Below are 16,649 nucleotides of genomic sequence, written 5' to 3'. Positions count from 1 at the left end.
CCTCATTGACGCCCTGCGCAGAGAGCTTCGGGAAGAGCTCAAGCTGGACCTTGACCGTGCGACCTGGCCCCAGCTGTGCTGGGTGCAGGACCAGATGGTCAGCCGGCCCGGCCCGACCGCACCTCCGCGCAAGCTTCACTTCGTCTTCCGCGTCCATGTGGACGCGCGGGTGCGGTCGGAGCTGGCGACGGTAGAACATGACGAGTTGCCGGATGGCGATGTGGAGGAGGGCGAGTTCGTCTGGGTGGGTTATCGATCCGTCAGCAGCTTGCAGCTGTATCCCGCGCTCGGAAGCGCACTAGCGGCTCTGGCCAGCCCGAACGCGCCGCCCAATAACGTCCTCCTGCCAGCCTTGACTGACCAGACGTATCGCTGGGTGTGAGGAGTTCTCCAGTCACTGTCCATGACTTTCCTGAGTGCTCCACCACGTACGAAGCTGTGTGCACCAGTTCAGGCGTCCTCCTGCGGCCCGGGCCAGCCGTCGACGCTGAAGGTGTGGCCGTGGCGGCAGACGTCGATGCCGGTGCGGATATAGGTGACGACGTCGCCGGGCAGGCTGTCGAGGGAAAACCAGTCGATCTTGTCGCATTTGCCGGGCTCGGCGTTGATGGGTTCCCCGGTCCAGCGGGTGGCGGTGAAGAAGACGCCGATGCGGTCCTGGCCGTCGGGGTCGGCGTGGTGGCACAGGTGCGCGAAGGCCAGGTCGGTGGGGTCGATAACAATGCCGAGTTCTTCGCGGGCCTCGCGGGCCGCGCCCTGGGGAAGGGTCTCCCCGGCGTCCAGGCAGCCGCCGGGCACCGACCAGGAGCCATCGGCCGGTGTTCGCGCGTAGCAACAGCCCCGGGCGCTGCATACCGCCCTGACCGCGACCGCGCATGCGCGCGCCGGCCACATCGACCAGACCGCACTCTTGGAACCTAGGCGCTGCAGATGGCGCGGCAAGTTCGTTCACGGCGGGTCACCGCCCGCATCACGCTGCTGGCCGATGTGCTGATCCCGCATCGGCCCGTCGCCGAGGTGAGCGCGTTCCTCGATCAACTGCCGGACCGACTGTCCTCTGGACAGATCGGCCAAATCGCGGGCGGGCAGCCCGTGCCGGGGTAGCGTGGACGAGGTGAGTCAGACCTATCTGCCGCCCGAGCAGTGGTATGCCAGCCTGCCCACCGTTCACCTCTCCGCGTGCATGCTGCTCACCGACGACGCCGATCGCGTCCTGCTGGTCAAACCCAACTACCGCCCCTATTGGGCGGTCCCCGGCGGGATAGTGGACGACGGCGAGCCTCCCCAGGTGTGTGCCGCGCGCGAGGTCGGCGAGGAACTCGGCATGCAAGTCCTCCCCGGCGCTCTGCTCGTGGTCGACTGGGTGCCCCCGATGGGGGATCGTCCGCGGCCGATGATGAACTTGATCTTCGACGGCGGCATCATCACCGATCCGTCCCACATCCGGTTGCAGACCGACGAACTCGACGACGCCCAGTTCTGGCCCTGGGAGGAGGCGGCCGCCAAGCTGCCCGCCACGACCGCCGCCCGCATCCCGTCCGCCCGCACCGCACGCAAGAACCAGCAGACGATCTTCCTGCCAGCCGAGCGCGATGCCTGAGCTGTGCACGTATCCGCGTACTCGGTGGAGCACTCACACAACTACGCGGACAGTCATCGGCGGCTGTTGAGCGCAAACATCAGCTCGCGGTCGTGCGCCGCTTGAAGCAGCCGCGATGCCATCTGATCGGCGGCCATGCGCGAGCGCCCATAAGCCATTGATCGGCCCGCCCGTGACGCAAAGCCCACACAGCAGCAGGAACGCCAACCTGCCGAATCCACGCCGATAAGAAATCTACAACGTAAAGGGGCTGGCTCGCATACCCTCCATCTCGGGCTCAATAGAGGCACGGGCTTCGCCCGTACGTCCCCAACACAAACCGCCTGATCCGGGGCTGGGGCGCGGAACCGAGAATCTCACGAGGGCGCGCGACCGATCGGGGCCCGTCATGGCAAGCGCAGGAACATGTCATCGCGGGTAGCACCATCGTCCATACTTGTCGGCTATGAAGACGCCCGGAAGCCCAACGCCACCTATACAGGGCTCGTGGGATCGATTGACCTCGACGCGGTCGAAGAGGACGGCAGTCCAACAGTTACAGGGAGCAGCTCGCTGAGATCACGTCATTGGAGCGGCAATTCAGGCGCCATTTCAGTCGAGTTTCAGCGGCTTCGTCTAAGGTGGCCCCCGCGAAAGCTGACGCGGGGTGAATCGTTTCGTGTGGCAGAGGGAGAGACTCCGGCGACAGTCAATCGTACAAATATTGAACATGTTGTTTTCCGTTCTGGTGAGGTTGTGTGGAAATGATGAGTGCGTTGGTTGACTTCCCGTCGCGGGCCAGATCACGGTCCCGAATTCTGTCCGCGGTGCTCCTGGCCGCTGTGCTGGCGTTCTGCCCGGTCCTCGTGGCCCCCGCGTCCGCCGCCTCCGGGCGGGACGTCCAGGTGACAGCCGCCGCCGCGCCGATGATGCCTCTGTTCCTGCGCAGGACCAGCGACGGCCATCTGCTCGTGTACGAGCCCAAGGGCACCAGCGCGGGCGGTCTGAAACCGGGCATCGACCTGGGGGGCGGCTTCGCCACGGCGACTGCGCTCTTGCGTGCCGACATCTCCGGCAGCGGCCGGAACGACCTGTACTTCCGGTTGGGCGGCGCCCTTTACTACACCGCAGAGCGCAGCACCGAGACCAAGTTGATCAGCGCGGCGTGGTCTCAGTACAACCTGCTCATGACCCCCGGCAACCTGGGCGGCATCAGCGCCGCCGATATCCTCGGCAGGGACGCCGCCGGTGCCCTCTGGCTCTTCCAAGGACGCGCTGACGGCACCCTGACGCCCCGCGTCCAGGTCGGTGCGTCCGGGTGGAACGACATGAATGCCCTGGCCGGTTATGGCGACTACACCGGCGACGGTAAGAGCGATCTGCTGGCCAGGACCACCAGCGGCACCTTGTACATCTATCCGGGCACGGGCAGTGCCGCGCCCAATGCCGTCCTTGGCTCCCGCATCTCGGCGGGCACGAACTGGAGTGCCTACACCGCGCTCGTCTCCACAGGCGACAATAACGCGGACGGCAAGGCCGACTTGATCGCCTGCGGCACTGATGGCGCGTTGTGGCTCTTCAAGGGCACGGGTGTGTCCTCGGCCCCCTTCGCCGCCCGGGTGCAGATCGCCGCTACCGGGTGCAATGGCGCAAACGCCTACTTCTGATTCCTCTGCGCGAGAAACGGCTGACCTTGCCTACTGACATGCCCCTTTTAGGGCGGCTGCGGGTTACCGCTGCAGCTCTCACCTCCGCCGCCGTGTTCGTCTCCGGCGCGCAATTGGTTCCTCTGCCAGGGCTCCGCCCGGCCGCCGCCGTTGCCGAAGCCGGTGAGTACGACCTCAGTCACGCCGCCGACGTGCGTGCAGCCCAGTGTCTGCTCACCGTCGTACAGCGCAAGGGCGGCCAGGACATGAAGTCCGTCGCCCGCGGTGGGCTCGCTGGCACCGACGCCGAGCTGTTGCAGGCCGCCGCCGACGACCACTGGACCAGCACACCGCTCAGCCTCGCCTACGACACTGACGACGACCGAGCCCGGGCCAAGATGACCGAGCTGGCCGACCGCCACTCCGTGTGGGAGGAGTCACTCAATGTCACGAAGCCGGACGGGTACCCGACGGTGGCCTCATTCCAGGACATCAAGGCTGAGGACGACCCCTTCAAGAAGGTGGGACTGGCCGGCTGGATCTCCAATCAGTTCTGGCAGAGCGAGGGCGACTTCTACGTCGACCAGACCCCTCTCGCCAGCCAGGAGTCCGTGAACGCCGTCAACCAGATCGCCGCGGTCCGCTACCCGGACGTCTCCCCGCACCCCGACTACGAGGGATGGCGCGCGTGGGAGGACATGACGTGGATGCACCCCATGTATGCCGACGACGCGCGGGCCTTCCTGGCCTCCGGCGGGTTCCCGGAGAGCGCGCCCGACCCGGACAGCATGGAGTTCCGGATCGACGTCGAGAACCTCAAGGCCCGTTACGCCTCCTGTACCACCCACAACCCGCAGGACCCGCGTAAGGTTCTCACGGCCGAGTTCGCCGCGGCCTCGGCGGAATGGGCCCAGGAGGTGGACGGCCAACGCGCTCAGCGCGACACCATCTTGAAGGAGGAGGCCCAGGCCACGGCCGACCTCCAGGTAGCCACTCAGGCCCTGGGCGAGGCGCTCGGCCAGTCGATCATCGCCTCCCGGCTGGCCGACTGGCAGGCGTTCTGGCTGAAGGAGGACCCCGACACCAACCTGTCGTACCCCGACGCGGCGGAGTTCACCAGGGTCAAGAGCGACATCGTCGAGGCTCAGGCGAAGGCACTTGGGCGAGTGTTCGTCGCCTCCAGGGCCGCTCAGTCTGCACTGCAGCACGCCGACGCCGCGGTGGCGGCGCAGCAGGCCGCGTACGTCGTCGCCGACAGCGCCGGGCTGCCCCGCGGCCGCGGCCTGCTCTACGGCCAGCAAGCCGTCCAGGTCACCCGGGCCTCGGCCGCGGCCGCGGTGGCCGTCGCCAGGGCCACCGAGACCGCCTCCGACGCCACCCGTGCCTCCGCCGCCAACAGCAAGACGCTGATGGAACTGGCCGAGACGCGGGCACGCGCCTCGCAGGCCGAGTTCCGGCGCATCGCCGCCGAGGAGGCCGCCGCGCAGGCCAAGGCCGCCGCCGAGGGGGCTGCTACCCAGGCAGCGCAGGCCGCGGTCAACGCCACGGCGGCCAGGGACGCCCAGGCCAGGGCCGAGGCCGCCGAGCTGACCGCCAAGAACGCCGCCGCGGATGCCAAGGCCAAGCGCGCGACCGCCGAGGCAGAGCGGGACAAGGCCGAGGAGCAGAAGGAGATCGCCGCCAGGGAGCGGGCCAAGGCCGCGGCCGCGGAGGCCACGGCCCAGAGCCAGCGCCAGGCGGCGGCCACCGCGCTCGGCGATGCCGAGGCGGCCGGCGCCACGGCGGCGCGGAAGAAGGACGCGGCGCTACAGGCCGAGCGCGAGGCGGCCGAGGCCCGTGACCGCGCCAGGCAGGCCGAGAGCCAGCGGGACGCCATGCTGGCCAGGGCAGCCGCCAATGAGGCGCACGCCGCCGCCGTCGAGGGCACCGAAGCCGCGCAGGGTGCGCGGGCCGCCGCCACTCAGGCGCGGGCCGCGGCCGACCGCGCGACCGCTGCCGCCACCAGCGCTCGGGCCGCCGCCGACGAGGCCACCGCGGCCGCGACCGCCGCCCGCGAGGCGGCCACGCGGGCCGAGGCGGCTGCGGGCCGGGCCCGGGCCGCTTCGGACGCCGCACAGCGCGATGTGGCGATCACCAATGCCGCCGTCAAAACGGCCCGCGCCGCGGCAGCTGACGCCATCGACGCGTCGGAGGCGGCGGCCGAGAACGTGCGCCGGGCCAAGATCGACGCCGACACCGCCAAGGCCGCGGCGGTCCAGGCCAAGATCGACGCGGCCGTCGCGCGTGAGCAGGCCGACGCCGCCCATGTCAGCGCGGTGCGTACGGCCGGGTTCGCGTACTCCACGGCTCAGGCGGCTCTCGCCGCCCGCGACTCCGCCGCCCAGGTGGTCAAGCCAGCTAACGACGCCATCGAGCTGGGCTCACCCTTCAAGGACAGCGACGCCTCGGCCGGCCTGGCGGTGCTGACCGGCCAGGCATCCAAGACACTCGCCGCCCAGCAGGCCGCGGTCGCCCAGGCCAAGGCCGCCCAGGCGCAGAGGGCAGCCGTCGAGGCCGCGGCACTGGCTGCGAAGGCGGACGCGGATGCCAAGGCAGCCGCCACCGCGGCGGCGCAGGCTGCCGAATCCGCGGCCGAGGCCGCCGCCTCGCTCTCCGATGCCCGAGAGTCCGCGGCCGACGCCGCGGCGGCGGCCAGGGCGGCAGTACAGGCCGAGGCCAACACCGTCGAGCACGACCGCCGGGCCACCCAGGACGCGGCGGCCGCCGCAACGGCCGCCGACACCGCCGCGGGGTACGCGAGCCAGGCCCGCGACTCCGCCCACGAGAGCGAGCTGGACGCCGCCTCCGCCCGAGCCGCGGCCACCGCGGCCGAGAACGACGCCGTCACCGCACGTGACATCGCCTCCCGGGCAGAGCAGGACGCCACGACGGCCGAGGCGGCGGCGGCACGCGCCCGCGAACTCGCCGAGGAAGCCCAGGAGGCCGCCCGGCGCACCGAGGACGAGGCTGACCGTGCCCGTGAGGCGGGTCGCGCCTCAGAATCGGGTCCGACAGGCATGGCGGGCCTGATCGCCTACGTGTACGAGCCGTGGTACGAGATCAATCCCAAGAGCGACTGCGTGGGCACCGGGTCGGGCGACGACATCGGCTGTGACATCGACCTGGAGTATCACCTCTGGGGCGACCAGGACTACTACCTGCTGAGCTGCCCAATCGCCGGTCACTCCATCGCCGACTGCACGCAGGCCCTCGACCTCGACTATCTGGGTAGCGGGCCGTTCGACGTGCGCTACACCGAGCGCACCCACATCAACGGCTGGGAGCTGACCGCTTCCGTCATCGAAAGCCTGGCCCGGGCACTGGTCCACGACTACGTGGGCTGCTGGAACAAGATAGTCGGCCAGGGCGGGACCCTCGGCAACTGCGCCTGGGCCATCGGCGGGATCGTCATCCCGCCGATGATCAAAACCGGCTACGTGTACGCGATGTCCATGCGTTCAGCGATGGCCAGCGGGACTGGCATCTCGGCGGCGCTGTTCCGGCTCCGGTCCTCCGGGCTTCCCGCGACGGCGATCTCCGGCCTGGAGCGTAGCGCCGGCAACCTACTGGCGGCCGGGCGATGCTTCGTAGCCGGCACGCTCGTCGACACCGAGCACGGCCCCAGGAAGATCGAGGACATCCGGGTCGGCGACAGGGTCTGGTCCGCCGACCCGACGACCGGCAAACGAACCCTGCGCGCGGTCACCCGGCTGTTCCACCGATCGGTGGACTCGTTGGTACGGATCACCACCCAGAGCGGCACGCTGGCGGCGAGCCAGGGTCACCGGTTCTGGGTCCAGGGCCGGGGCTGGACCCAGTCGCAGGATTTGCGCCCGGGCGACGCGCTCCAGGATCCGTCCGGCAGGGCCAACCGGGTACTCGCGGTGTCGGCGAGCGACGGGCCCGTCGATGTGTACAACTTCGAGGTCGAGGTCGACCACACGTACTACGTGTACGCGGGTTCGACCCCGATTCTGGTGCACAATGACTGCGATGAAATCGTCAAGGCTGGCGACCATGTCGTCCTGGGCATCAACCCCTACTCCGACGACCTGGCCACGGGACTGACGAACGCGTTCACGCTCAACAATCGGGCTTTGGGAGCACCACATCCGAATGGCGACGGGAGACCCCTCTGGATGACCGCGGTCACCGAGGCCGTGGGCAACCCCAACATCCGGCTGGCCGTCAGCCTCGACGGTGTCCCTGGTGCCCGTACCGCCGACGAGGCGTTGACCGCGCTGCTGGCGCGCGGCGACCAGGTGCCCGCCGGGAACTGGCAGATGGTGGCACAGCCGGGCAGCGGCTACGGGACCGCGTGGGAGATGACAGAGCTACGGCGGGCCTACAGGCTGGAAAAGCGCACCTGGGACTCGGTCGAGTTCTACATGACCCAGGGCGGGCAACTCACCAGGGTGTACCCGAACCCGCCGGCGCCTCCGGGGTAGCGAGATGGAGTTCATCAGAGAAGGACGGCTCTTCCGCGTCGTCCGCTTCGACCCGTCGCACCGGCAGTTGCTGCTCCGCAGCGACGCCGTCGCGGTGGACGCGACCACCACCGTGGTCGAGGTCTACATCGGGCACGTCGAGCTGATGCTGCTCAAGCCCGTCTACCGGGACGGGCTGCACGTCCGGCGCGCGTCGACGGCCGAATTCGCCGAGCTCAGCGTGCAGCACGCGCTGGAGGCGGACGCGAGGGAGTGGACGTGGATGCTGGAGCGGCACGGCGGCAGCTTCGTCGTCGGCAGCGAGCCGGCGTGGCGGGAGACGGAGTATCCGCCGGCAGACCGTGAGTGGCTGTTCGACTTCGCCAAGCCGTGGCCGCCGAACTACCCAGCGCGATGGGGCTTCGTCGGCTAGGTGTTCTGCCGGGCCCAGACCCTCTGGGCCCGGCAGCGGTCGTCTACGGCGACCTTCGGGCCGGTGACAGGAGTGGCCAAGGGGTGTCGCTCTCCTGAGGTTCCGGTCAGGGCCGGGCGGGCGTCTGCGGTTCCGGTCAGAGCCGGGTGGGCAGGCTGTGTTGCTCGCCGCACAATTTGCCAACCGGCACCTGGGGACCATCAACCACTGCATGTGCGACGCCCCCGCAGGCGGAGTGCCAGAACGAGCTGCCCGCCGATCAGCGGGGCAGAGCTCATCGAGCGCGCCGGCGGCCGGGCCTCCAACTCGGTTTCCGCTAAGACGAGCCTGCTCGTCGCGGGGGAGAAGGCAGGGTCCAAGCGCGCCAAGGCAGAAGCGCTCGGCGTCAAGATCGTCAGCCCGGAGGACTTCGCCGCCCAGGTTCGCGCGTTCCTGTAGAGCGGCCTGCCGATCCGGCGCGATCCGACACGCGTGTGTGTCCGGCGCGAGCTGTGCAGATGGCTCGCGCCTCCATCCCGGGAGTTCAGGCTCGAGAGGAAATGATCGTGCTTCGTCCTAGACTTCCCCTCAGTCATCCCTGGCTGACCAGCGAAGCAGAACTGGCCGAATGGGCGCTGGGCGAACTCGGCCAGTGGTTCACCATCCAGCGCGAGGTCCCGGGGGTGCACTGCTCGGGGCGCAATCTCCGCATCGACGCCATCCTGCGTCCCCGTGATGCGTCACTGTGGAAGGACCCCGAGCCCGCTTTCGGAGTGGAGTTCAAACTGCCTGACCATGGAACGACTTCCCACTTCACAGCGTGGGCCGCACAGTCGCTCGACTACACCCACACCAACTGGCAGGGGTATGGCCGGCTGAAGGTCTTCGCGTGTCCGTCGCCCTTCATAGGACTCCACGACGCGGAGTGGCCCGGACTGGTAGTCCGGATGCTCGGGCAGCTCGGCGTCGGGGATCTCTGCCAGATCCCTCGTCGCGGATGGGCGCTGATCCTGCACGACGAAATTCTGTGGGACCAGTCGAAGGGCCCGGTCAAGGCAAAGCGCTGGAACGTCAGACCTCGTGTGGGCCACCGGTAGGCGGTCCGCGCCCGCACATCATCCGCCACGACGCCGTCGACAGGAGCGGTGCGGGCCCAGCGACCAGCCGGCCCGTGGTGGTGGCGGGGGGTAGTTTGGTGCCGGCATCACACGGGCGGAAGCGCTCCTCAGCGCGGTCGGCGTCGACGGGGCCGCCGGTGTCGCCGCTGCGCCCACATGCGCCCAGGCCAGGCGCGCTGCTGAGCTGGGCCCGCTGCGCGAGAGGACGGGTTTGCGTCGCACGCTCGCAACTACTGGCGGGCGAAGATTTGATCTACCCTGTAAGGGGGTGCTCTACGCCCAACTGGGTACGGAGCGCTAAGCTCCAGGTCAGAAGCGGATGGAAAGTTCCGTCCATCCCTATGTAGTAAGTAGAAGAAATCACACGCACCACCTCATTCGCCCCTTCGAGGGAACTAGGCCAGGGCCTGCGGGTTCTGGCCGCCCTCTGGAGGACTTCGATGGTGGTCAACATGACCCCGCATCCCGTCCGCATCTACGGTGCGGACACCCCCGACCGGGCCGCGAACGATGAGCTCGCTGCGGGCCTGCTCGCAGCGATCCCAGCGTCGGGCAGGATGGCGCGCCTGGTTACCACTGATCTCGGCGCCGGCCCGGCGGTGGACGTCAACGGCATACCGGTGCCGGTCGCGGTCGTCTCCTACGGCGAGCTGGAAGGCCTGCCCGCGCCGGCACCAGGTGTCTGGTACGTCGTCCCGCTGCTGACGGGGCTGGCCGCGACCGGGCGGGAGGATCTGCTGGTGCCGCACGAGCAGGTCCGCAACGCTGACGGGACGGTCGTCGGCTGCCGCGCGTTCGGGAGGGTGGCTCGTGCCTGAGTACATCCTGTCGCTGATCGAGGGCGATGCCTGGCGCGATGCTGTCGGGGACGAACTGGACGGCTCGCCGGCGCAGTCTGACAGGATCGTGACCCGTGATCGACGATTTCGCGAAAGACAACCTGCACGGGAGACTGCGGCGGGACCGCGAGGCGCTGCTCTGGAAACTCGACGGCTTGTCCGAATACGACGCCCGCCGACCTTTGACAGCGACCGGGACCAACCTCCTCGGCCTGGTCAAACACGTGGCCACCGTCGAGGCCAGGTACTTCGGCGAGGTCTTCGACCGTCCTTCCCCGGAACCGCTGGCCCGGTGGCAGGACTCCGACGGCAGCGATCAGTGGGCAACCGAGGACGAGACCCGCGATCAGATCATCGGGTTCTATCGGCGCACGTGGGAACACTCGGACGCGACGATCAAGGAGCTTCCTCTCGACGCCCCCGGCCACGTGCCGTGGTGGCCGGAGTCTTATCCGAACACGAACCTGTTCGCCATCATGCTCCATGTCCTCAGCGAGACCGTCCGGCATGCCGGGCACGCCGACATCCTGCGTGAGAGCCTCGACGGCCGGACCGGGTTGCGCGCCGAACACGAGAAGCCAATCGACGAGGAAGCCCGCGCCGCCTACCGCGCGAAGATCGAGCAGGTCGCCAGGGCGGCCGCACAAATCTAGGGTTAACCACAATCGCGTCACCGTGGCCCCGTCGAGGGCGGGGCTGCGTTCGGTCAACTTGGCCTACGTGAAAGAAGAGATCATCGTCCTCTGACCTGCTGAAAGGTCCTCCAACCCTAGATAACGATTGTGGCGGCATGCATGCGCTCGATCAGGCCGGAGTCCTGGGCCATGGCGTCCGTGCGCGTCTGGCCCAGGGCCGCGCGGGTGGTCGAGGCCATGAGCGCGGTGGAGGCGGGCAGCCGGTGGCTCGGTCCGGTAGTCGGCGGCGGCCATGCCGTGGGCGCGGGCCAGATGCGGGCCGAGCGAGCGGTAGCGGCGTCCGCAGACCAGGCAGGGGGAACAGGCCGTCGCCGGGGGTTCGCGCCGTCCGGCCGGCGGGCCCGGACGGCGCCAGTGTTTGACGGCTGGGCGGCGGCCGCCACCGCGTCGGCGTTCCACGGCAGGGCGCGATCACCCGCCCGGCAGGTGACCGGGGCTGGCCAGCGGCCCGCCTGTCGGCTTGTGAAGACCTTCAGGCTGCGCAGGGCGTAGCCCAGGAGGCTTTTCGGCCTCCCGCCGGGTGATCAAGGCGGGAGGCGGCCGCCGCGGATCTGATAGAGCTGGGGGATCTAGAGGCTGGTGAAGATGTGCCCTCGGATACACCGGTAGGAGGAACCGTCATCCTGGAGTTGGCCGTAGTCCTGGCCATGGATGGGCGCGCAGTGAGGGCAGATCGCGACCGAGGGCCGGCGCGCCGGGGCGGCGTCCTCAGAGGGCGCAGGGCGCAGGGCCGCGACGGCCTCGGCGACGGCGTGTTGTGCGGTGGCCACGGCGGCGGCGTCCTCGGCGTCGTACGGCTGCCCGGTCGCGCGCATGCCCTCGTAGAAGTCGGCGTAGTCGCCCAGTTCCTGCGCCAGTTCTTGCAGGCCGTCTCCCAGGTGCGTGCGGATGATGTCCACGACCTGCGGTGTGGTCAGCCCGGACGCCACGCCTTGAGGTGACTCGACGATGCTGGTGGAGCCTGCCCAGCCGCTGCCACTGGTAGCTGCGGGGTCGGCCTCGTTGAGTGCGGCGATCATGGCCTGCCAGTCCAGGTAGCCCGGGAGCGCGTGGGTGTTCCAGCGGGCCACGGTGTGCTTGCGGTGGGCGGGCCCGTCCGCGAAGCGAAACTGGGGGTTGGTGGCCACGACCATGGGGGCGCAGCGGTAGCCGATGCTCATCGCGAGCCGGTGCGAGCCGACCACGACCGCCACCGGACCGTGCACGGTGACGTCCAGGTCGGCCAGCGCTGCGCGGGCCTCGGCAAGCGCGGCCTCGGCGTACCAGTCCAGGATCGGCTGGACGGCCTCGTCGCCGGACAGCCAGGTGGCGATGAGCTCGACCCGCTCGTCGAGCGGACGGGCGTGGTCGGCGGCCAGGTGCATGACCGGGGTGGCTGGGGAGACGAGGTCCTGTGGGGTCGGGGCGGGCCGGACGCCGGGCCATGGTCCGGCGGCTTCCTTGTCGGCGTCCGCGATCATCTTGAGCCGGTTTGCGGCAGGCTGGTGGCCGTCCGATCGGAGCCTGAGTACGGCCATCGCGCCCAGGCTGTCGGCGTCCGCGCGGACGGTGGCGAGCGTTGAGCCGGCGGGCGGGAGCGGCCAGTTCAGCGCTGCCTCGATCGCCGCCGTGGCGGCGTCTTGCCCGAGGTGCTGCGGGTCGATGTTTCCCAGGCTGCACTGGGCGGCCAAGGCGGGGATGGTGACCTCGATGCCGAGGACTTGTCCGGCCAGGATGGTGCGGTGGACGCCTCGGGGGGCGAGCAGGGCGTAGATGTACATGTGTTTTTCCTCCCTCACCTATAAACAGATGGACGAGTCTCACCGGCCGTCGTCGTCGCTGCTCACGGCCTTGGCGGCTTCCTCGCGGCGGCGGGCGGCTCGGGCGTCGTCGTCGTCCAGGACGTCGGCGACGGCTGGCTTGCTGCGCTTCAGGCCGCGGGCGGCGGCGGCCTTCCATCCCCGGGCCCCGTCGCCTCTGAAGACCTTGCGGGCGTGGTGGGCGCGCAGGCTGGCCAGGCGGGCGACCTCGCCGCGCGCCCGCGTGATCTGCGCCTGGATGATGCGGTCCACCACGTCCGGCCCGACGTCGGCTGCGGTGAAGGTGGCGAGCTCAATGTCGTAGAACTCGGCCATCACGTCCTCGTCGGACTCGACGTAGCGGGCCTCGGCCGCCTCGGCGTAGCGCTGGGGCTGGGCAAGCCGGTCGAACACGCCCGCCCCGTCGAGCTGGCTTCTCAGCCACTCCAGCGCCTCGCGGGCGGGTTCGCGGTCCAGGTGCCAGACCTCTTCGCCGGGCTCGCTCCAGGCGTGCCATACCTCGCCGGCTGGGGTGTCCAGCCAGACGGTGTGATAGTCGGCGTCCAGGTGGAGGGTGACCTCCTCCAGGATCTGGGCGGCGGGGGCGTGCTCGCGTACGTGCTCGGCGAGCCGCTGCCGGTCGGTGGTGGTGAGGATCTCGCTCATGCGGGCCGCCCTTCGGGCCGGTGGGATGCGTACTTTCAAAGGAAACCCTAGGGCGAACATATCGTCAACCCTAGGGCTTACTTTCAGAACATCTCGCAAGGATGAACCGTACGTACGACATTCAGGCGGTCGTGTCGTCGCCGGGCACGCGGGCACCGACATGAACCTGCGGGTGGCCAAGCTCGTGCTTCTGGACGAGCAACAGGCGCCCCGACCTGTTCCGTACGGCTCCACGGGGCGAGTTTCGCGAACCACTTGCGAACCTATGGGGGTACCCCCATAATCATGTTGTCAGTGGAAGCGATCCTCTCCCCTGGAGCCGATCATGAATCTGGACATCACCCCGAACCTCGTCACCGAGCTGTACGAATACGGCAAGCAGACCGGGCGACCCGCCGATACCGCGCTCATCCTCACCAACCGCGGATGGGACACCACCGTCGTCGTCGACGGCCTCGGCATCCACCACGACGGAGACCCCACCCTCACGCCCATCACCACCCAGGGCATCTACGACTGGCTGGACGGCGAAGAGATGGACGACGACTGCGCCGTCGCCCTAGCCTGCCCCGACATGCCCAGCAGCGGCTACCGCATCCCCGACGAGTACGGCGACTACGACACCACCCCGAACCCCGCATGGGACGTGCGGATCGTCACCGGCGCAACCGACAAGCACGGCGACACCGTCCACGACTGGAAGGAAGCATTCTGGTTCGACGCCAACCAGGCCACACAGATCATCACCCCCGGTAAGACCGGCCACAGCCTGTGGCGCACCACCTCCGGCCGATGGCTCGACCACCACGAGGGCGATTGGACCGAAATCCCCATGCCAGAGGTCGCCGAGTGGGCCTATCGCAGCAACGAGGATGACCTGGCCGGCGACCCCGACGAGCGGCACCCCCTCGTGGCCGCGGCCCGCGCCGCCCGCCAACTCGCCGACACCTTCACCGTGCCCGAGGTTCCGACCGTGCCGACCGTGCCGACCGGCTACTTCGACCACGTCGAGCTCCGCCCCAAGGAGGTCCTCGACGAGGCGTCCGACGTCGTACACGCCATCCCCGCCATCACCGAGCACCTGCTGAAGAAGGTCGTACTGCCCGGCCTGCGGGGCATACGGTCGCTGTCCGCCGCGATCGTGGTGCAAGCGTTCGACGGCAACCAGTCCGCCGCCGCCCGCCACCTCGACATGAGCCAGTCCAACCTCAACAAGATGTTGCCCCAGCCGCCCGAGCCCGACCCGCTCGACGACTACCCGCCCTACCCCGAGGAGAGGTGAGACCCATGCCCGACATCGACGAAGAACGGGCGCACACCCTGCTATCCATGCAGCTCAACCAGCACCAAAGCCAGACCCTGGACGTCCCCCGATGGGCGGCCCCGTCCGTCAGCGGCCAGCACAGCGCACTCGTCTACGGCCAGACCGTCCTGTTCATCGGCCGAAAAGCCCCCGATCTCCCCAGGATCGACGCGGACATGGTCGCCCCCATCGCGCGCCTGGTGCTGGCGATCGGCCACCGCGCAGGCCACACCGACGAGAAGCGGATCGCCGCATACTGCGGAACCCCGCTCCTCGCCGGCCACGTCGTCGGCCGCGCGCAACTCGCGCTCGCGGCCGACGACCCACTACTCGAACCGGCCATCAAGAACGTGGTCACCAGCCTGTGGCCCGCGCCAAACACGGCAGCCGGACCCGGCAAGTCACTGAACGCCGCCCTCGACCTGCACCGCCACCTCCGCGCCCACCGCGACAGCGGAGTCCCGTACCTGGAGGACCTCGCCAAGCTCGGCACTGCGAACGCCGACACCTTCGCCCCGTCACTACGAGAACTACTCCGCAAGGTCGTCCACTCCAGCAGACCCATCCTGCACTCGCCATTCGGCAAGGCCATCCACGAGGCGCTGACAGACCTCATCGCAGGGCGCGTCCTCCGCTAGTCAGGCACCCCGCCCTTGTGCCATCCTGACAACCTGCTCCCCACACACGTGGGGGTGAACCGTACAGGCGCACCGCTTGCACCTCGGTTCGAGAACCTTCCCCACGACCGTGGGGGTGATCCGTAGTCCTGTTTCGGATCGTCACTTGGCCCCGCACCTGCGGGGATGAACCTGGCAGGCTACAGTCCGAGACCCTGCCCTCCCCACGCTCGCGGGGGATGCACCATCCAGCTGATACAAGCCGAGGCAGTCGAGTGGAACGACACCTGCTGCCCCTCGGGCCCTTCGTTCTGTCAGTGTCCTCCGCTATGGTCGAGCCGAAGGCCCGTCACGGCCAACAGGCATCCAGGCCGAGCCCCCCTCGGTCACGACCCGCCACGGCGGGAAAGAAGTGGCAGCCCTCGGGCTGAGGATCTCAACGCATTGCCGCCGCGCGCTCCGATGGCGTGCGGCAACTCCGTCACGCTGGGAGCAGTGCACGATGTCCGAAACCACCCCCGAGCCCATGCAGCCGGCCGAGATCTGGGGCCGTATCGCCATGCTGATGGCCAGGAACCTGCCGAAGGGATTCAACAGCGACAAGCAGATCGCCATGTGGCCGCAGAATCCCCAGGCCGCGTTCCGCAACTTCAACCGCACCGTTCGGTACACGGAGCGCCCAACCCGGATGCCTGACGGTCAGTACCGCACCACCCCGGAGACCCGGTTCCCCGGCCGCGGCCCAGTGTGGCGGAGCTACCCAGGCGACCGAGACGCGGTATCGGAACTGGTCGCCCAACTCGACGCCGAGACGGCGCCGCCGGCGCGGCCGATGACGGCGGTCGAGGAGTCGCTGTTCTGGCGCGGCGTGTACGCGGTCGACGTGGAGGCCCGGACCGGCGGCCGCGACGAGCCCGAGGAGTCGAATCCGTAGACGGTCCCGCAGGGGCGGCGCTACGGTCGCGGTATCTCATCTCCCTCTGAGGGATCGCAAGCTCGGCTCCGCTGGCGAGGTACACCCCGGCGAGCATCCTCATCACCCCTGTGAGGGGTCATCACGAGCGACCCGACGATCCCGAGGAGCGCACCATGCACCGGACGACCATCTGGCTACGGTCCAACATGGACTCCGTCTTCCTTCCGAGCATGCGTGAGCAGGTCCTCGACGCGGTGGCCAGCGGCATCCCGCTGGCCACCGCCATGGACGAACACGCACTGCCGGATGAGGTCGCGTACGGGCGGGCCCGCTGGGACGAGGAGTTCCGGCGCCGGCTGTACTCAGCCCTGATGGCAGGCGATCGAGCGCCGCGGCACCCTCCCCGGGCGCCGCCCTTCATCGAGAGTCACCGTCGCGGTTTCCGTCCGCACATGATCCGAATATTGCGACACCCGCCAGGTGCCGCCCTTCATCAGCAGAAAAGCCCCGCCGAGGCGGGGCTTTTCTCGTTTCACTCCCCGGGCTCTTTGAGCGGGGGCAGGTCGTCCTGGAGCATGTCCCTGTCCCGGCTGGCGGACACTGGCCGAGCCGAT

17 protein-coding genes are annotated in these 16,649 nt (G+C 69.1%); 13 read left to right on the top strand and 4 right to left on the bottom strand.

Going from position 1 to position 16,649, the window contains the following annotated elements; all coding sequences use genetic code 11:
* The first annotated feature begins 4 nt into the window (after positions 1–4).
* Positions 5–382, top strand: a complete 378-nt coding sequence (locus ACZ6S0_RS49385; protein WP_465927511.1) for an NUDIX hydrolase — start codon at positions 5–7, stop codon at positions 380–382.
* Between the two features lie 68 nt (positions 383–450).
* Here the strand turns inward: ACZ6S0_RS49385 and ACZ6S0_RS49380 are convergent, their stop codons facing one another.
* Complete coding sequence (locus tag ACZ6S0_RS49380) at positions 451–894, bottom strand: NUDIX domain-containing protein (RefSeq protein ID WP_465927461.1); 444 nt, start codon at positions 892–894, stop codon at positions 451–453.
* A gap of 36 nt (positions 895–930) precedes the next feature.
* On the opposite strand from ACZ6S0_RS49380, the gene ACZ6S0_RS49375 reads away from it, so the two are divergent.
* From ACZ6S0_RS49375 to ACZ6S0_RS49335, 9 genes are all read left to right on the top strand, one after another.
* Positions 931–1,104, top strand: a complete 174-nt coding sequence (locus ACZ6S0_RS49375; protein ID WP_465927459.1) for a hypothetical protein — start codon at positions 931–933, stop codon at positions 1,102–1,104.
* A 10-nt stretch (positions 1,105–1,114) separates the two neighbouring features.
* Positions 1,115–1,600 (top strand): NUDIX domain-containing protein, encoded by a 486-nt coding sequence (locus ACZ6S0_RS49370; protein ID WP_465927457.1) that lies wholly within the window; start codon positions 1,115–1,117, stop codon positions 1,598–1,600.
* An 806-nt stretch (positions 1,601–2,406) separates the two neighbouring features.
* Complete coding sequence (locus tag ACZ6S0_RS49365) at positions 2,407–3,246, top strand: FG-GAP-like repeat-containing protein (RefSeq protein WP_465927455.1); 840 nt, start codon at positions 2,407–2,409, stop codon at positions 3,244–3,246.
* A gap of 191 nt (positions 3,247–3,437) precedes the next feature.
* A complete protein-coding gene (locus ACZ6S0_RS49360; protein WP_465927453.1) occupies positions 3,438–7,712 on the top strand; it encodes a polymorphic toxin type 27 domain-containing protein in 4,275 nt (1,424 codons plus the stop codon).
* Positions 7,713–7,716: 4 nt separating this feature from the next.
* On the top strand, positions 7,717–8,124 hold the full coding sequence (locus ACZ6S0_RS49355) for a hypothetical protein (protein ID WP_465927451.1): 408 nt from the start codon (positions 7,717–7,719) through the stop codon (positions 8,122–8,124).
* Positions 8,125–8,337: 213 nt separating this feature from the next.
* Positions 8,338–8,562 carry a BRCT domain-containing protein gene (locus tag ACZ6S0_RS49350; RefSeq protein WP_465927449.1) on the top strand — a complete coding sequence of 75 codons (225 nt, stop codon included), beginning with the start codon at positions 8,338–8,340 and terminating at the stop codon, positions 8,560–8,562.
* 101 nt (positions 8,563–8,663) lie between these two features.
* Positions 8,664–9,200 carry a hypothetical protein gene (locus ACZ6S0_RS49345; protein WP_465927447.1) on the top strand — a complete coding sequence of 179 codons (537 nt, stop codon included), beginning with the start codon at positions 8,664–8,666 and terminating at the stop codon, positions 9,198–9,200.
* A gap of 461 nt (positions 9,201–9,661) precedes the next feature.
* A complete protein-coding gene (locus ACZ6S0_RS49340; RefSeq protein WP_465927445.1) occupies positions 9,662–10,039 on the top strand; it encodes a hypothetical protein in 378 nt (125 codons plus the stop codon).
* A gap of 95 nt (positions 10,040–10,134) precedes the next feature.
* Positions 10,135–10,713: a DinB family protein gene (locus ACZ6S0_RS49335; RefSeq protein WP_465927444.1), complete on the top strand. Its 579-nt coding sequence runs from the start codon at positions 10,135–10,137 to the stop codon at positions 10,711–10,713.
* Between the two features lie 611 nt (positions 10,714–11,324).
* Here ACZ6S0_RS49335 and ACZ6S0_RS49330 read toward each other — a convergent pair.
* Entirely contained in the window at positions 11,325–12,515 is a 1,191-nt protein-coding gene (locus ACZ6S0_RS49330) for a hypothetical protein (protein WP_465927442.1), read from the bottom strand.
* A gap of 39 nt (positions 12,516–12,554) precedes the next feature.
* On the bottom strand, positions 12,555–13,199 hold the full coding sequence (locus ACZ6S0_RS49325; RefSeq protein WP_465927440.1) for a hypothetical protein: 645 nt from the start codon (positions 13,197–13,199) through the stop codon (positions 12,555–12,557).
* A 325-nt stretch (positions 13,200–13,524) separates the two neighbouring features.
* On the opposite strand from ACZ6S0_RS49325, the gene ACZ6S0_RS49320 reads away from it, so the two are divergent.
* From ACZ6S0_RS49320 to ACZ6S0_RS49310, 3 genes are all read left to right on the top strand, one after another.
* On the top strand, positions 13,525–14,481 hold the full coding sequence (locus ACZ6S0_RS49320) for a hypothetical protein (RefSeq protein ID WP_465927438.1): 957 nt from the start codon (positions 13,525–13,527) through the stop codon (positions 14,479–14,481).
* 5 nt (positions 14,482–14,486) lie between these two features.
* Positions 14,487–15,140, top strand: a complete 654-nt coding sequence (locus ACZ6S0_RS49315) for a hypothetical protein (protein ID WP_465927436.1) — start codon at positions 14,487–14,489, stop codon at positions 15,138–15,140.
* A gap of 481 nt (positions 15,141–15,621) precedes the next feature.
* Entirely contained in the window at positions 15,622–16,053 is a 432-nt protein-coding gene (locus tag ACZ6S0_RS49310) for a hypothetical protein (RefSeq protein ID WP_465927434.1), read from the top strand.
* A gap of 344 nt (positions 16,054–16,397) precedes the next feature.
* Here the strand turns inward: ACZ6S0_RS49310 and ACZ6S0_RS49305 are convergent, their stop codons facing one another.
* Positions 16,398–16,571, bottom strand: coding sequence for a hypothetical protein (locus ACZ6S0_RS49305; RefSeq protein ID WP_465927432.1), 174 nt, complete (start codon positions 16,569–16,571; stop codon positions 16,398–16,400).
* Positions 16,572–16,649 lie beyond the last annotated feature (78 nt).

The sequence above is a fragment of the Nonomuraea sp. NPDC051298 genome (assembly GCF_055586305.1).
This window is presented reverse-complemented; position numbering and strand designations above follow the sequence as displayed.

What these genes read in the sequence shown, in the direction of transcription:
- ACZ6S0_RS49380 (WP_465927461.1), bottom strand. Translation starts at nt 894, where the DNA reads ATGTGGCCGGCGCGCGCATGCGCGGTCGCGGTCAGGGCGGTATGCAGC.
- ACZ6S0_RS49375 (WP_465927459.1), top strand. Translation starts at nt 931, where the DNA reads ATGGCGCGGCAAGTTCGTTCACGGCGGGTCACCGCCCGCATCACGCTG.
- ACZ6S0_RS49355 (WP_465927451.1), top strand. Translation starts at nt 7,717, where the DNA reads ATGGAGTTCATCAGAGAAGGACGGCTCTTCCGCGTCGTCCGCTTCGAC.
- ACZ6S0_RS49345 (WP_465927447.1), top strand. Translation starts at nt 8,664, where the DNA reads ATGATCGTGCTTCGTCCTAGACTTCCCCTCAGTCATCCCTGGCTGACC.
- ACZ6S0_RS49340 (WP_465927445.1), top strand. Translation starts at nt 9,662, where the DNA reads ATGGTGGTCAACATGACCCCGCATCCCGTCCGCATCTACGGTGCGGAC.
- ACZ6S0_RS49330 (WP_465927442.1), bottom strand. Translation starts at nt 12,515, where the DNA reads ATGTACATCTACGCCCTGCTCGCCCCCCGAGGCGTCCACCGCACCATC.
- ACZ6S0_RS49325 (WP_465927440.1), bottom strand. Translation starts at nt 13,199, where the DNA reads ATGAGCGAGATCCTCACCACCACCGACCGGCAGCGGCTCGCCGAGCAC.
- ACZ6S0_RS49320 (WP_465927438.1), top strand. Translation starts at nt 13,525, where the DNA reads ATGAATCTGGACATCACCCCGAACCTCGTCACCGAGCTGTACGAATAC.
- ACZ6S0_RS49315 (WP_465927436.1), top strand. Translation starts at nt 14,487, where the DNA reads ATGCCCGACATCGACGAAGAACGGGCGCACACCCTGCTATCCATGCAG.
- ACZ6S0_RS49310 (WP_465927434.1), top strand. Translation starts at nt 15,622, where the DNA reads ATGTCCGAAACCACCCCCGAGCCCATGCAGCCGGCCGAGATCTGGGGC.